The organism is Streptomyces ureilyticus (assembly GCF_011045025.1).
In the GTDB taxonomy this organism is placed as follows: domain Bacteria; phylum Actinomycetota; class Actinomycetes; order Streptomycetales; family Streptomycetaceae; genus Streptomyces; species Streptomyces ureilyticus.
This window is the reverse complement of record NZ_JAAKZX010000083.1, coordinates 25,086-39,124: the sequence shown is the minus strand read 5'-3', so window position 1 is coordinate 39,124 and position 14,039 is coordinate 25,086. Positions and strand designations below refer to the sequence as shown.

General features: G+C 70.8%; 13 protein-coding genes. 4 read left to right on the top strand and 9 right to left on the bottom strand.

Annotation, left to right across the window (positions count from 1 at the left end):
- From G6048_RS24560 to G6048_RS24545, 4 genes are all read right to left on the bottom strand, one after another.
- Nucleotides 1-903, bottom strand: a 903-nt coding sequence (locus tag G6048_RS24560; protein ID WP_165341753.1) for a serine/threonine-protein kinase, incomplete at its 3' end; no start/stop codon positions are given.
- Between the two features lie 44 nt (nt 904-947).
- Nucleotides 948-2,714: a HoxN/HupN/NixA family nickel/cobalt transporter gene (locus G6048_RS24555; RefSeq protein WP_165341757.1), complete on the bottom strand. Its 1,767-nt coding sequence runs from the start codon at nt 2,712-2,714 to the stop codon at nt 948-950.
- Nucleotides 2,715-2,788: 74 nt separating this feature from the next.
- A complete protein-coding gene (locus tag G6048_RS24550; RefSeq protein ID WP_165341752.1) occupies nt 2,789-4,276 on the bottom strand; it encodes a tetratricopeptide repeat protein in 1,488 nt (495 codons plus the stop codon).
- A 97-nt stretch (nt 4,277-4,373) separates the two neighbouring features.
- Nucleotides 4,374-5,933: a DUF4331 domain-containing protein gene (locus G6048_RS24545; RefSeq protein ID WP_165341751.1), complete on the bottom strand. Its 1,560-nt coding sequence runs from the start codon at nt 5,931-5,933 to the stop codon at nt 4,374-4,376.
- A gap of 259 nt (nt 5,934-6,192) precedes the next feature.
- Here G6048_RS24545 and G6048_RS24540 point away from each other — a divergent pair, with 259 nt between their 5' ends.
- From G6048_RS24540 to G6048_RS24530, 3 genes are all read left to right on the top strand, one after another.
- Nucleotides 6,193-6,735, top strand: coding sequence for a sigma-70 family RNA polymerase sigma factor (locus G6048_RS24540; RefSeq protein ID WP_165341750.1), 543 nt, complete (start codon nt 6,193-6,195; stop codon nt 6,733-6,735).
- Nucleotides 6,732-7,547 (top strand): anti-sigma factor, encoded by an 816-nt coding sequence (locus G6048_RS24535; RefSeq protein WP_165341749.1) that lies wholly within the window; start codon nt 6,732-6,734, stop codon nt 7,545-7,547. Before G6048_RS24540 ends, G6048_RS24535 begins: the two co-directional genes overlap by 4 nt.
- Before the next feature lie 127 nt (nt 7,548-7,674).
- On the top strand, nt 7,675-7,944 hold the full coding sequence (locus G6048_RS24530; protein ID WP_033324109.1) for a hypothetical protein: 270 nt from the start codon (nt 7,675-7,677) through the stop codon (nt 7,942-7,944).
- 100 nt (nt 7,945-8,044) lie between these two features.
- On the opposite strand, the gene G6048_RS24525 is transcribed toward G6048_RS24530, so the two are convergent.
- Together G6048_RS24525 and G6048_RS24520 are read right to left on the bottom strand one after the other, a co-directional pair.
- Nucleotides 8,045-8,827: an ABC transporter permease gene (locus G6048_RS24525; protein WP_165341748.1), complete on the bottom strand. Its 783-nt coding sequence runs from the start codon at nt 8,825-8,827 to the stop codon at nt 8,045-8,047.
- The gene (locus tag G6048_RS24520; RefSeq protein ID WP_165341747.1) at nt 8,824-9,780 is read right to left on the bottom strand and encodes an ATP-binding cassette domain-containing protein; all 957 of its coding nucleotides are present in this window, start codon (nt 9,778-9,780) and stop codon (nt 8,824-8,826) included. Before G6048_RS24520 ends, G6048_RS24525 begins: the two co-directional genes overlap by 4 nt.
- A gap of 63 nt (nt 9,781-9,843) precedes the next feature.
- On the opposite strand from G6048_RS24520, the gene G6048_RS24515 reads away from it, so the two are divergent.
- On the top strand, nt 9,844-10,551 hold the full coding sequence (locus G6048_RS24515; RefSeq protein WP_165341746.1) for a TetR/AcrR family transcriptional regulator: 708 nt from the start codon (nt 9,844-9,846) through the stop codon (nt 10,549-10,551).
- A 16-nt stretch (nt 10,552-10,567) separates the two neighbouring features.
- Here G6048_RS24515 and G6048_RS24510 read toward each other — a convergent pair whose 3' ends face one another.
- From G6048_RS24510 to hmgA, 3 genes are all read right to left on the bottom strand, one after another.
- Nucleotides 10,568-11,773, bottom strand: a complete 1,206-nt coding sequence (locus G6048_RS24510) for a type ISP restriction/modification enzyme (RefSeq protein WP_165341745.1) — start codon at nt 11,771-11,773, stop codon at nt 10,568-10,570.
- A 117-nt stretch (nt 11,774-11,890) separates the two neighbouring features.
- Entirely contained in the window at nt 11,891-12,637 is a 747-nt protein-coding gene (locus tag G6048_RS24505) for a GntR family transcriptional regulator (protein ID WP_165341744.1), read from the bottom strand.
- A gap of 28 nt (nt 12,638-12,665) precedes the next feature.
- On the bottom strand, nt 12,666-13,982 hold the full coding sequence (gene hmgA / locus G6048_RS24500) for a homogentisate 1,2-dioxygenase (protein ID WP_165341743.1): 1,317 nt from the start codon (nt 13,980-13,982) through the stop codon (nt 12,666-12,668).
- Nucleotides 13,983-14,039 lie beyond the last annotated feature (57 nt).

The following is a 14,039-nucleotide window of genomic DNA, read 5'->3' as shown; positions in this document are numbered from 1 at the left end:
GTGTGGTGCGGGCCGGGTCGGCTGGGGGAGGGCCGCGACGGTCGGCGCGTAGGCGGCCGCTGTCGTACGAGGCGTGCCGCCCGCCGCGATCAGGCGCAGGTCCTCCTCGGCGGCCTCGCCCGAGAGCCGTTCGGCCGGATCCTTGCGCAACAGGCCCTCGATGACCGGGGTCAGCGGGCCCGCACGGCGCGGCGGCGGCAGCTCCTCGTCGACGACCGCGCGCAGGGTGCTGAGCGGGGTGTCCTGGCGGAACGGCGAGTTGCCCTCGACCGCCGCGTACAGCATCACGCCCAGCGACCACAGGTCGGACTCGGGACCCGGCGTGCGCCCCAGCGCCCGCTCCGGAGCCAGGAACTCCGGCGAGCCGATCACCTCGCCCGTCATCGTGAGCGCGGAGCTGCCCTCGACCATCGCGATGCCGAAGTCGGTGAGGATGATCCGGTCGTCGTTCGACATCAGTACGTTGCCGGGCTTCACGTCGCGGTGCAGCACTCCGGCCTCGTGCGCGGCACGCAGCGCGGCCAGCACCTCGGCGCCGATGTGCGCGGTGCGCTGCGGCGCCAACGGGCCTTCGGCGTCCAGGAGATCGTAAAGAGAGATGCCGCGGACCAGCTCCATCACGATCCAGGGGCGGCCCTCCTCCATGGCCACGTCGTACACCGTCACCACGTTCCGGTGCGCCACCCGGGCCGCGGCCCAGGCCTCGCGCTCCAGGCGCGCGTACATCCGCTCCACCTCGGGAGTGGGCAGCCCGGCCGGGGCGCGTACCTCCTTGACGGCGACCTCGCGGTGCAGCACCTCGTCGCGGGCGCGCCAGACGGTCCCCATGCCGCCCTCGCCGAGCGGGGACAGCAGACGGTAACGCCCCGCGATCACCCGTTCACTGCGTGCCTCTTCCGACACGGACGTCCCCCATTCGCAACCGCACCATTCTGAACAAAAGTAGCTCAACCGAGCGCGGTTGCCGCCCCCTGGAGCACCAATCCAGCCCCAAGGGCCACGACGACGAACGCGGAGCCGAGGGCGATGTTCCTGCGCACCAGGGTGGCGACCGGACCGCCGGTCCAGCGGGGGCCGTTCTCCAGCAGGCGGCTGACCCCGCTGCCCAGCTTGACCACGGCGACTCCGGCTGCCGTCAGCGTCAGGGCGAGCCCGACGCCGTACGCGAGGACGAGCAGGAAACCGAACCAGGCCTTGCCGAGCGCGGCGGCGCCCACCAGGACGACGACGGCGGAGGGGCTGGGCACCAGCCCGCCCGCGAAGCCGAGCAGGATCGTGCCGCGCACGGTGGGCGCGATCTCGTGGGTGTGGGTGAAGCCGCCGTGGGTGTGCGTGTGGGCGGCTCCGGCGTGGGTGCGCTTATGGCCGTGGCTGTGCTTGTGCCCGTGGGTGTGGCCGTGCGCGTGCGAGTGATCGTGCTGGTCGGTGTGCTCGTGGTGGTGGCCGGTCGGGTGGGGTTCAGTGCGGGCGGGGGCTTCCAGGAGCGCTGAGGCTTGGCCGGGAGCGGAGCTGCGGGCCTCGCCGTCCGCCGCATGGGCGTGGGCGAGTATGAGAGGGCGCTCGTGACGCTCAGCGTGTTCGTGGGCGTCGCCGTGCTCGTGCGTGTGCCCAGGTTGGTGATCGTGGTCGTGGGTGTGGCCGTGCGCATGCCCGTGAGCGTGGCTGTGGCCGTCTTCGTGCCCATGGCTGTGCTCATGGTCGGGTGCGGGCGGGTGCTCGTGCCGGTGGGCCCGGGCGCGCCAGGCCTTGCGTACGAGCGTCAGGCCCGCCGCCATCACCAGGACGCCGCTCGCGATGCCCAGCCACGTCACCACCGAGGGTGCCGCCGCCGAGCCGGCCGTGACCAGCAGGCCGAGCGCGACCACGCCCAGGGTGTGGGTGACCGTCACCGAGGCGGCCAGGGGCAGGACGTCGCGCAGGCCGGCCCGGCCGCCGCGGGCTGCCGCCGTCGCGGCCATCAGCGTCTTGCCGTGACCGGGCGCGAGCGCGTGCATGGCACCCAGGCCCACCGCGATGACCAGGGCCAGCGCCGCGAAGCCCGTACTCAGGTCGTGGCGGGCCACCAGATCGTCCAGGGCGCGGGTGAACCGGTCGGCGCCGCGCGGAAGTATGGAGGAGGCGGGGGCGTCGGCGTTCTCCTCGGCGAGGGCGGGCCCGCCGGGGCGGACCGTCAACGACGCGGTCGCCGTGTCCTCCGGGGACTGCAGCAACTCCTCGGGATAGCTGGTCAGTTCGCGGGACACGGACTTCGTGGGGACGTCCGAGGAGGCGAGGGTCATCCGGTCGCCGCGCGCGGTGACCTCGCGCCAGCCGGGTCCGTTGTCAACGGAGGCGCGAAAGCCGAGCGAGAACTCGCCCTCCGGCAGCGGCGCCGTCCAGCGGCACTCCACCCGGAGCGTATCGAGCCCGGCCTGCCCGGGCCGTACCTGTACGCGGCTCTCGCCGGCGTTCAGCGCGACCTCACGCCCGTCCACGGTCACCCGGCTCTTGCCGGCCGCCGTCGCGCACCGCTCCCGGGCCCAACTCGCCTTGCCCGCCTCCTTGATCCGGGGCTTGGCCTGGGTCGCCGGGATCTCCGCGAGGTCCTCCACGTGATCGATCCGCAGCTTCTCGGGACCGATGACGAGTCCGTCGTACCGGTTGACGGTGAAGTTCCCGAGCGGGTGCGCGGCAGCGGTCCCCGCGGGGACGAGCAGCAGAGCGAGCGTGCCCATGAGAACGGCCACGCAGGCGGCGAACCGGCGACGGGTCGGGGAGTTCCGGCTCTTCAGGCCTGCGGAAGCTGTGCTCACTTGGCACCGCCCAGTTCCTTCAGGGCCGTACGGGCCGCTTTGGCGCCCACCGGGGAGAAGCCCGGGTTGAGTTCGAGTGCCGCCGACAGGTTGTCGCGGGCCTCCTTCTCGTTGCCGTTGGCGTGTTCGATCATGCCGCGGTGGTAGAGGAAGGTCGCGTCGCGGTAGCCGGTGGCCGTGGCGCGGCGGGCGTAGCGGAGGGCTTCCTCGTCGCGGCCGTTGACGTGCAGGGCCCAGGCGAGGGCGTCCGCGGTGTGCACGGTCTCGCGGCGGTCCCACTCAGCCCGTGCGGCGCGCAGCGCGGACTTGCGGTCGCCGTGGTCGGCCGCCGCGAGGGCCGTGTCGAGGTCGGCGTTGACGCCGTTCGCGCGGGCCAGCGCGGTCCACGCGTCGACCAGGGCGTACTGGTCGCGGGCCTTCGCCTTGTCGCCTTCGGCGTCGCGGGCCTCGTACAACTCGCCGAGCGCGACCAGCGGGCCGGGCAGCGGAAAGCCGGCCACGACCTCCTCCATGCCGCGGATCGCCGCCGCCTGGTCGCCGTTCGCGGCCTGGGCGCGGGCGCGGCCTTCCAGGGCCGGGAGGTAGGTGCGGTCTGCTCGCAGCGCCCGCGCGTAGTGCGTCAGCGCGGTCGCGTACTCGCCCTCGCGCCAGGCGAGCTGCCCGAGCGAGGTCGCCACGTACGCCACGTCTCCGGGGGCGGTGGCGCTGCTGAGCGCCTGCTCCAGGACGCGCCGCGCGGTGGGTACGTCGCCGCGCAGCTCGCGTACGTAGGCGTACCGCGTGAAGACGGGGATGCCGGGGCGACGGGCGTCGGCCTCGTCGGAGGCCTTCAACGCCTCGTCGTAGCGGCCGAGTTCGACCAGGGCGTCGATCCGCGAGGACAACGCCCGCTCGTTGTACGGGTTCTCCTCCAGCGCGTCCTCCGCGTACCGCAGCGCCCCGGGGAAGTCGTGCCGCGCGGCGGCCAGCGCCGCCCGGCCGGCGAGCGCCGGGTCGTTGTCGGGTTTCAGCTTCAGCGACCGGTCCAGCGCACGCTGTGCCTGCGGATAACGCGACGGGTCGCCGTTGGTGCGCGCCTGCTCGACGTACGCGACACCGAGCGTGGCCCACCCGCTGAAGTCCTTGGGCTGCGCCTTCAGATGCCCCTGAAGCGCGGAGATGCTCTCGTTGAGATTGCCCCCGGCCAGCAGCTCGGGCGCGGTCCCGGGAACGGAGGCCACAGCCCTCACGCCACCGTCATCCCGGGACCCCATCACCACGGCCCCCGCGGTCATCGCCACGGCGAGGGCAACAGCACAAGCGGCCAGCCGCACCATCCGAGCCCGCCGCGATTCCGGCGCCGCCTCGGGGCGGCCCGGGGCGGAGTCCGGCCTGGGCTCCGTGGCTTGGGGCGTGTCCTCGCCCTCGGTGGGCGCGGCGGCGTCCGTATGAGCCGTCTGCTGCTCGGCCTCGGCGGCGCCGTCCTCGTTCTCGCGCGGGGACATGCCCTCTCCTCGATCTTCCGAAGGTGCGGTGGTGCGAAGTGAAGGCGCGGCCCGCGCCGTGGGGGACGGGTGATTACGGGCCGCGCCAGTTTGTGGGTTAGTAGTAGCCGCGAATCCGCCGCCGGCTGCGCCACCACATCAGACCCGTGCCGATCAGCAGGAAGCCGGCCGCGCCCGACACCGCCGACACGGCGATCAGCGTGGTGTCGTCCATGCCGCCGATGTTGCTGCCGCTCGTGCCCGCCGGCGTCAGCGCGTCGCCGAGCTGGTTGCGTACGTCACCCTTCGTGCCGTCCGTGCCCTTGGCCAGCGGACCGCGCGAACCCTCCGTCGGCAGAGCGACGAACGGGAAGGACTTCTCGAATTCCTTGTCGTTCTTGTTGACCGCGTCGCTCAAGTCGTTCTTCTCGCCGAGCAGTTCACCCTCGACGACCTGAAGCGAGGCGTCGATCACGTCATCGGTGAGCCGGCGCCCGTTCGGGAAGCCCGCGTTGTCGCCGTCCAGCACACCGAGCCGCTTCGGCTTGGCCGCCGGCTCGATCGAGGTGTTGAGCCGCAGCATCTCCGAAGGCCGTACGTGCGGCGGCTGGTTGAGGTCGGGTACGCCCTTCAGGAAGACGTCCACGAGGTCGTTCCTGGGCTCGTCCGGCGCGGGAATCTTGTAGATCGCCTCGATGAGCTTCGGCAGCTCCGGTTCCGTCACGTTCTTCAGGAACTGGGCGTCGTCCCACGGCGCGGACGCGTTGAACGTGTCCTTGTCCTTGATCGGGTTGACGACCTCGTTCACCAGCGGGCTACCGAGCCGCGAGACCTGCCTGAATTTCCCGTCCGCGCCCTTGCGGTTCGTCGTCGCCCAGATCCCGACGACCGGCTGCTTCGCCGACTCCTGGATGAAGTCGTTCGGCAGCTGCAGGGCGATGGAGTTGACGTTGTATTCCTTGAGGGTGTCGTTGCCGACCTCCGACAGGTTCCCGCCGTACAGCAGGTCGAAGACCCGCAGGTCCGCGAAGAACGGATCGTCCGCCTGACCCGCGAACGTCTTGGCCTCGTACGACCCGAGCTCCTTGACCGCCTGATCCCGCAGCTTGGCGTAGTCCGGCATCGACGCCTTGCCGACGTTCGACGGTGCGACCGGCACGTCGTCCGCGACGTACGTCCGCTTCACGGCCTTCTGGTCCTTCAGCTGCAGCAGCTGGAGGTCGTAGGTCTGCGTGATGTTGAGGTCGGGGTCGTCCAGGCTCTCGACCGGCCCCGTGTTGTACAGGAAGCTCTTGTCGTTCTTGACGTGCGTGTCGAACGTGTACCGGAACAGCAGATCGCCCTGCGCGTCCCCGTCCTTGTCGATGTGGATGTCGTACTGGGCGTCCTCGGCGAACGTGTAGAAGTTCGGTCCGCCCGCCGGCTCCTCGAAGGGGATCACGTTGGCCACGATCGTCGTCGTGTCCGGGGCGTCCGGGCTCACGAACGCGTACAGGTCCGTGTTGTCGAACTGCGGTGTCCCCGAGATCAGCGGGGCCTCCCGGTGGCTGGAGGCGCTCGCCTCCTGAGGCGCGAGCGCGGTCACGCCTGCGGCTGCTAGCGATCCGGTAGCCAGCGCACCACAGACGAGGGTCGCGAGGCCCCTGCGTCCCACGATCCTGCGGGTGTTAGGTGTCATGCCGTCCGTCCTCTTACAAGCTGCGTTCCGGCGGTGATGGCGAGGGACGACGGACGGGCCCTGTCCGGTCGGCCTTGCGCTCTTGCCGCGTGTTTTCTTGCCTGACACACGCCATTCGGCGCCGTCGGGCGGGCGGATTGGTTTGAGTTTCACTCGAGTTTTTCGACGAGTTGATCTGCGGACCCATCCGAACGGGCGACCGCGCCGAATGCTTGACTGTCGGCACAGGCCGACACGCGGCCGGGAGAGGGGGTTACGGGTGCAGGCGGACGAACTTCTGGTGCTCGTGGCCAAAGGCGACCAGAAGGCTTTCGAGGATCTGTACGGACTGGTGTCCGGACCGGTCTTCGGTCTGGTGCGCCGCGTGGTGCGGGACCCGGCCCAGTCGGAGGAGGTCGCCCAGGAGGTGCTCCTCGAACTCTGGCGCTCCGCCGCCCGCTACGACCCCGGCCGAGGCAGTGCGCTGTCCTGGGTCCTCACCCTCGCGCACCGCCGCGCGGTCGACCGGGTGCGCAGCGCCCGCGCGGCCGGCGAACGTGAGATGCGCGAGGCACAGCGCGCCAACGGGCCCGCCTTCGACCAGGTCGCCGAGGAGGTCGAGGCCGGCCTCGAACGCGAATGGGTACGCCGCTGCCTGGACCGGCTCACCACACTGCAACGCCAGTCCGTCACTCTCGCCTACTACGACGGCTACACGTACCGTGAAGTGGCCGAGCGCCTCTCATTACCGCTCGGCACGGTCAAGACGCGCATGCGCGACGGACTCACTCGGTTGCGCGAATGCCTGGGAGGTGCCGTATGACCGTCCTCTTCAGGCGCAGCGAACTGCATTCGCTGGCCGCCCCGTACGCCCTCGACGCCCTGGATCCCCGCGAGTACCAGCGTTTCGAGAAGCACTTGAAGCGCTGCGACAGCTGCGCCGCCGAGGTGCGCCTCCTGCGCGAGGACGCGGTCCGCCTCGCGTGGAACACGGCCGCCCCGCCTCCGGTCGCGATGCGCGACCGGGTGCTCATGGCCGTACGGACGACACCCCAGGAGGCTGCCCCGGGGCAGACCGCCCAGGGTCCGCAGCCGCATCCGCGGGCCGCACAGCAGCCGCTGCCCGGGATGCGTGCCGTACGGCCGCGTCCGTCGCGGCTGCACGGCCTGCTGTCCCCGCTCGCCGCCACCACGGCCGCCGCGGCGCTCGTCGTGGCCGCGCTGTTCGGCGTCCAGGCGTCCCGCACCCAGGACGAGCTCGACCAGCAGCGGACCCAGGCACGTGAGATCGCCAACATTCTCGCGGCTCCTGATGCCGCCGCGAGTGCGGGACGCGTCTCAGGTGGACAGAGCATCAATGTCGTCGCGTCCGCCTCGGAGCGCGCCGCCGTGGTCACCCCAGCGGGCCTCGGCAACCCGACGAACGGAAGGGTTCACCAACTGTGGCTCATGCGACCAGAGGTCCAACCGCGCTCCCTGGGCCTGTTCGAGGGCGACACGCCCCTGCTCGCCACGGATTTGAATCCCGACGCGACCTCACTCGCTGTCACCGTCGAGCCTCAGGGCGGCTCTCCACAGCCCACATCTGCACCAGTTGTCCAACTCGCCCTGAAATCAGTCGGATTCGGAGAGTAATCGTCAGAGTAATCGTCAACGGCCTTATGGGGAAGGTGAATCCTGCGCCCGGGATACACGAGTGTCATGAGGGAGCGATAGGGTTAACCTGCCCGGGCCGGGTGCCCTCGTATGGGTGGGGAGTGACATGGAACAGATAACAGTGCGTGGCAGGGCGCGAGTCCCTGCGATCACCTGCGGGAGCAGCGCGACCAGCTCGCGCCTCGACCGTCATCTTTCGGTGCTGGGTGGCCCCGCCATCCCGCAGGGAGAGACGACCGAGGCGACCTCGCTGATGCGTGAGCTCACCGCACGCGACCACACGCAGGAGCGCAACAGCAGGCGCGCACGAGTGCGGCGGGTCTCGCTCTTCGCCCCCCTGCGCCGGCTGCGCCGTTCCCTGTTCGGCGGCCGCTGACCAGCGCCCCCGGTCACTGACCGGCAACCGAACCCGGACACCTTCGCACCCGCTTCCCACCCGCGGTGCGAAGGTTTCACGCATTCACAGGAGTTGACGCTCAGCGTCCGCCGGTCGCGTACCGGCGGACGCCGAGCGGCAGGAACACGGCGATCAGTACCGCACACCAGGCCAGCGATCCCGCCACCGGATGCGCCACGGGCCAGGCGGCACCCTCCGGCACCGGCGCATTGCCGAACAGGTCCCGCACCGCCGTCGTCACCGCGCTGATGGGGTTCCACTCGGCCATCGTGCGCAGCCAGCCCGGCAGGTTGTCCGTCGGGATGTACGCATTGGACAGCAGCGGCAGGATGAAGGTCGCCCCACCCAACTGCCCCGCCGCCTCCTCGCTCTGGGACAAGAGCCCGAGCAGGATCCCGATCCAGGTCATGGCGAAGCGGAACAGCAGCAGCAGGGCGACGGCCGCCACGGCCTCCAGCACCGACCCCTCAACGCGCCAGCCCACCGCGAGCCCGACCAGCAAGAGCGGGACCATCCCCGCGGCGGTCAGCACCAGATCGGACGCGGCCTGACCCAGAGGTACCGCGGCCCGGCTCATCGGCAGCGCACGGAAGCGGTCCATCACGCCCCGGTGCGAGTCCCGGGCCGCGTCGAACATCCCCGTCATGATCCCGTTCGCCGCGGTCGCCACCAGCAGCCCCGGCACGAGGAACGAGCGGTACTCGGCGCCCGGCATGGCGAGCGCGCTGCCGAAGACATAGCCGAAGAACAGCAGCATCGTGATCGGCATCGTCTGAGTGAGGATCAGCAGCCCGGGATTGTGCCGGACCCGCTGAAGCTGCCGGCCGAGCATGGCCGTTGTGTCGTAGGCGAGGGCACTCATGCCACCAAGTCCTTACGGTCGGTCGGGCGGTCGGTCAGGCGCAGGAACACGTCGTCGAGGCTCGGCGGGCGCAGGCTCGCGTCGAGCAACGGCACGCCCGCGGCGTCGAGTTCGCGTACCAGGCGGGGGAGTGTGAGCGTCGGATCGGTGGTGACGGCGCCGACGGTGTGCCGCTCACGATCGAAGTGCGGTGCGGCGCCGGTGAGTTGATCGAGTACGACCGCCGCCGAGGCCATCGCGTCCGCATGCGCGACGACGACTTCCGCGTACGAGCCGATGAGCGCCTTGAGCGCGGCGGGCGAGCCGGTGTGGGCGACCCTGCCCTCGTCCACCAGCACGATGTCGTCGGCCAGTTGATCGGCCTCCTCCAGATACTGCGTGGTCAGCAGCACCGTCGTACCGTCCGCGGCGAGGTCACGTACCGCCTGCCAGATCTGGTTGCGACTGGCCGGGTCGAGACCGGTCGTCGGCTCATCCAGAAACAGCACCTCAGGCCGTGTGATGAGGCTCGCGGCCAGGTCGAGGCGGCGCCGCATACCGCCGGAGTACGTGGACGTGGGCCGGTCCGCGGCTTCGGCGATCTCGAAGCGGTCGAGGAGTTCGTCGGCGCGGGCGTGCGCCTTCGGGGCGCGGCGCAGCTTCGCGAAGAGCCGCAGGTTCTCCCGCCCCGTGAGGTCGCCGTCGACCGAGGCGTACTGGCCCGTCACGCCGATGGCGCGGCGGACCGCGTCCGGCTCCCGTACGAGGTCGTGCCCCGCGATCCGCGCGGACCCCGCGTCGGGCCGCAGCAGCGTGGTCAGGACCCGCACGGCCGTGGTCTTGCCCGCGCCGTTCGGCCCGAGCATCCCGCAGACCGTGCCCCCGGCGACCGCGAGGTCCAGCCCGCGTAGTGCGTGGACCTCCCCGAAGCGCTTCTCGAGGCCTTCACTAAGTACAGCGTACGTAGAAGTCATGGCTCGACCATAGCGCACTACGTACGCTGTACGTAACTAGGATGGTCACGAGGTGATCGACAGATGGCAGCACGCGGGTCCGAACCCGAGGTGATCTGGGCCCGACCCGAGCGCACGGGACGCGGCCCGCGGCCCGCGTACAGCCGCGCCGACATCGCGGCCGCCGCGGTGCGGATCGCGGACGAGCGGGGGCTGGACGCCGTCTCGATGCGACATGTCGCGGCCGAACTGGGCTGCGGCACGATGTCGCTCTACAACTACGTGCCGCGCAAGGAGGACCTGTACGAGCTGATGGTCGACGCCGTCGCCGCCGAGCAAGAGCTGTGGGAGCCGTTGGGCGACTGGCGCGCCGACATGCTCCGGGTCGCCCGGCAGGCCCGCGCGCTCATGCTCCGCCACACCTGGCTGCCCGCGCTGATGTCCCCGGTGTACGGATTCAGCCCGAACGCCCTGCGCTATCTCGAGCACTGCCTGGCCTGCCTGGACACCTTCGAGGGGCCGTACGGCACGAAGTTCGAGCTGATCGCGATGATCAACGGCGTGGTGACGACGTACGTCGCGAACGAGCTCGCCACCGCCGAGCGGGCGCGCTCGCTGCCGTGGTCGGAGGACCAGGAGAACGCGGTGCGCGGCCGCTACCTCGGCGGGCAGGTGGCGACCGGCGCGTATCCGCGGCTGGCCGCGGCGTTCGCGGAGGATGCCGGGCCCATCGACATGGAGGCGGTGTTCGAGCGGGCGTTGGGGCGGGTGCTGGACGGGTTCGCCCCCTAGGAGGGGCCTTCTGCGGTCAGAGCAGCGCGAACTGGCCTTCCGGGCCTTCCTCGTGGTGGTCGAGCACCGAGGCGGGCTTGCGTGCCGTGTCCGGTACCGGGAGTACCTCCGCCTTGCGCAGCTCGGCCGCGGTGATGGGCTTGTCGACGGCCAACTCGGCCTGCTGAGGCCCCAGTTCCGCGAGCAGCGCCAACACCGTGATCAGCTCGAGCAGTTCGGACGTCCAGGTCTGGGGCCACGTGGTGGGGCGGATCGCCTCCAGCGTGCCGGGTTCCGGGGGAGTGGTCCGGGTGGTGAACCACTGCTCCAGGACTCGTACTCCGCCCACCTCGAAGTCCCAGGCGGCGGGCGGTACGGGGGAGATGCGGCCCTCGTCGAGATGGAGGGTCTCCTCGTCGGGGTCGTAGTGGAGCTCGAGGGGGCGCGCGGGGAGCGGGGCGCGGACGTACGGGCGGCGTCCGCCGGGGAGTTTGGGGCGGTCGCCGTCGCGGCGCATCAGCCAGAGCATGCGGTGGCCCAACTCGGTGCCGTACGCCCAGAGTTCGGGGGCCGCGGTGAGCGGGACGGTGCAGCCGTCCGGGCCCGGGCGCGCCACCGCCACCGTCCAGGCGAGGACGTCGAGCGGGGCGGGGGAGTGGCCCAGGCGTGTGGCCAGGTGGTCCACGAGGCCGGGCGCGAGGTTCGGCTCGAGGCCGCCGGGGCGGCGGTACAGGGGACGGATGCGGCCGGGGCGGGCAGCCGGGACGTTCTTCGTCTGCCGCGGCTGCGGCGGGAGAACGGGCAGCACGGACGCGACGAGCAGCGCGGGCCCGTCCGGCGCGGGCGCCTGCTCGACGGCGAACGCCTGGCGCTCGTCCGCCACCCGCCACAACTCCGGGCGGGCCGCGTCGATCAACCGGTGATCCGGGATCAGCCACTGCTCGTCGAACGGTCCGAGCAGCACGCGTACGGGCTCCACGCAGGGGCCTGACGCACGGGCCAGCCGCCCCGTTCCGCTGGACTGGCCCGGCAGTTGCGCCACCGCTGAGTGCAGGTTCCGCGCGCGTGTGACGCCGAACAGGGCCTCCCGGTCGGGCCCTTCGGCCTTCACGAACGCGTCCCAGCGCGCTTTCAGGGATGCCGCGTCGGGGGCCGTCGGCCACCCCCGGCCCAGCCGTGGCGGTGCGACGGACCACGGCATGAGGTCCGCGAGCAGCGGGGCGTCGTGCGTCACGCTGGGCATGGTACGACGACACTCCGTTGCTTGTCGGGGGCGCCTACCCGGGGGGTGCATGGGCGACTGCGGGTTCGTTGTGGCTGTCGCGCAGTTACGAACCCGACCGCACAACCAGCGGAGCGCCTACGCCTCAAGGGTGACCGTGAACGAAAACCGATCCCCCCGGTAATGGATGACCGCCACATCCAGCACCCGACCGTCGTCACCGCAGGCAACGCCCGTATACCGCAGGATCGGGCTGAGCAACGGCACCTCAAGCAGCCGAGCTGTCTCGGGATCGGCCAGCCGAGCCTCCACCGTGTCGGTGATGCGGCTTATCCGTATGCCGACGACATCCCGCAGCACCTTCGTCATCGGCCAGCGAACGAGATCGTCCAGGTCGATACGCTCAGCCAGTTCCGGCCGCACATAGTTCCGCGCGTGATTCGTCGGCTCACCGGTCTTCTCGTCGCTGCGCAGCCGGTGATACATCGCCACCGAGGCCAACTCCGGAAAGTACTCGGCGAGTTCGGCCGACACCGGCGCCACACCGTGGTCGAGCAGCTCCGTCGTCATGCCGGACTGCTGCGCCACGATCGCATCCACCGAGCCCAACAGACGTACAGGCGCCCCCCGTTGTGCGCTCGGCTCGATGAATGTGCCGCGCCGGCGATGCCGGGTGATCAGTCCCTCGTCCTCCAGCTCCTTGAGCGCCTGCCGCATGGTCAGCACGCTCACGCCGTAGTGCCCCGCCAGTTGTTCCTCGGTGGGCAGGCGCAGTGGGTCCTCCGGCGACCGGCCGAGTATCGAGGCGCGCAGGGACTGCGACACCTGATACCAGAGCGGCAGTTTGCGGTTCAGGACGATCGAGTCCGGGGCGAATGAGGTCACGAAGGTATCCGTACCGGTCAAGTGGCGTTCAGTGCAACGGGCCGAAGTGACGTTCGAGGCCCTGCCATACGTCGTCGTACGCCCGTTGCAGGTGTTCCGCCCGTGCCGCCTGTGCCGTGAGGGTCATCGGCCAGCGCGTCTCGAACATGAAGGCAAGCCCGTCGTCGACCTTCTGCGGACGCAGCTCCGCCGCGCTCGCCCGGTCGAAGGTCTCCCGGTCGGGCCCGTGCGCCGACATCATGTTGTGCAGCGAACCCCCGCCCGGAACAAAGCCTTCCGCCTTCGCGTCGTACGCGCCCTCGATGAGCCCCATGTACTCGCTCATCACGTTCCGATGGAAGTACGGCGGCCGGAACGTGTCCTCGCCGACCAGCCAGCGCGGCGCGAAGACGACGAAGTCGACGCCCGCGAGACCCGGGGTGTCCGTCGGCGAGGTCAGCACCGTGAAGATCGACGGGTCCGGGTGGTCGTAGCTGATGGAGCCGAGCACATTGAAGCGGCGCAGGTCGTAGACGTACGGCAGATGGCTGCCGTGCCAGGCGACGACATCCAGCGGAGAGTGGTCGTACGTCGCGGTCCACAGGTTCCCGCAGAACTTGTTCACCACCTCCACCGGGCCCTCGACGTCCTCGTACGCGGCGACCGGCGCCCGGAAGTCCCGCGCGGCGGCAAGGCCGTTGGCGCCGATCGGGCCGAGTTCGGGGAGCTGGAAGGGCGCTCCGTAGTTCTCGCACACGTAGCCGCGTACAGCGTCGTCGAGGAGCTCCACCCGGAAGCGCACCCCGCGAGGAATCAGCGCCACATGCCCGGGCTCCGCGTGCAGCAGCCCGAACTCGGTGCGCAGCAGCAGCCCGCCGCGCTCCGGCACGATCAGCAGCTCGCCGTCGGCGTCGCTGAACACCCGCTTCATCGAGGAGTTGGCGTGGTACAGGTGCACGGCCATACCGGTGCGCTGCGCGGCGTCGCCGTTGCCGCCGAGGGTCCACAGGCCCCGTACGAAATCCGTGCCCGGCTCGGGCTCCGGCAGGGGGTTCCAGCGCAGCCGGTTCGGGTCGGGCGCCGTCTGGGTGAAGGGCGCCGTGCGGAGGGTGCCGTTGTCGGTGCGGGCGAAGGCCGGGTGGGCGGCGGACGGGCGGATCCGGTACAGCCACGAGCGGCGGTTCCGCTCCCTCGGCTCCGTGAACGCCGAACCGCTCAGCTGCTCCGCGTACAGCCCGAGCGGTGCGCGCTGCGGCGAGTTGCGGCCGATCGGCAGCGCACCCGGCACCGCCTCCGAACTGTGCTCATTGCCGAAACCCGAGAGGTACGTCAATGCCTCGGCGGTCTTCCGCGCATCCCCGTTCATGGTCGCTCCCTTGCGCCCTCGCTCCTGATTCCTATGCAACACCGTAGGATTCAGGAT

Coding starts and splice junctions, on each gene's coding strand:
- G6048_RS24555 (WP_165341757.1), bottom strand. CDS start 2,714: ATGGGCACGCTCGCTCTGCTGCTCGTCCCCGCGGGGACCGCTGCCGCG.
- G6048_RS24550 (WP_165341752.1), bottom strand. CDS start 4,276: ATGTCCCCGCGCGAGAACGAGGACGGCGCCGCCGAGGCCGAGCAGCAG.
- G6048_RS24545 (WP_165341751.1), bottom strand. CDS start 5,933: ATGACACCTAACACCCGCAGGATCGTGGGACGCAGGGGCCTCGCGACC.
- G6048_RS24535 (WP_165341749.1), top strand. CDS start 6,732: ATGACCGTCCTCTTCAGGCGCAGCGAACTGCATTCGCTGGCCGCCCCG.
- G6048_RS24530 (WP_033324109.1), top strand. CDS start 7,675: ATGGAACAGATAACAGTGCGTGGCAGGGCGCGAGTCCCTGCGATCACC.
- G6048_RS24525 (WP_165341748.1), bottom strand. CDS start 8,827: ATGAGTGCCCTCGCCTACGACACAACGGCCATGCTCGGCCGGCAGCTT.
- G6048_RS24520 (WP_165341747.1), bottom strand. CDS start 9,780: ATGACTTCTACGTACGCTGTACTTAGTGAAGGCCTCGAGAAGCGCTTC.
- G6048_RS24515 (WP_165341746.1), top strand. CDS start 9,844: ATGGCAGCACGCGGGTCCGAACCCGAGGTGATCTGGGCCCGACCCGAG.
- G6048_RS24510 (WP_165341745.1), bottom strand. CDS start 11,773: ATGCCCAGCGTGACGCACGACGCCCCGCTGCTCGCGGACCTCATGCCG.
- hmgA (WP_165341743.1), bottom strand. CDS start 13,982: ATGAACGGGGATGCGCGGAAGACCGCCGAGGCATTGACGTACCTCTCG.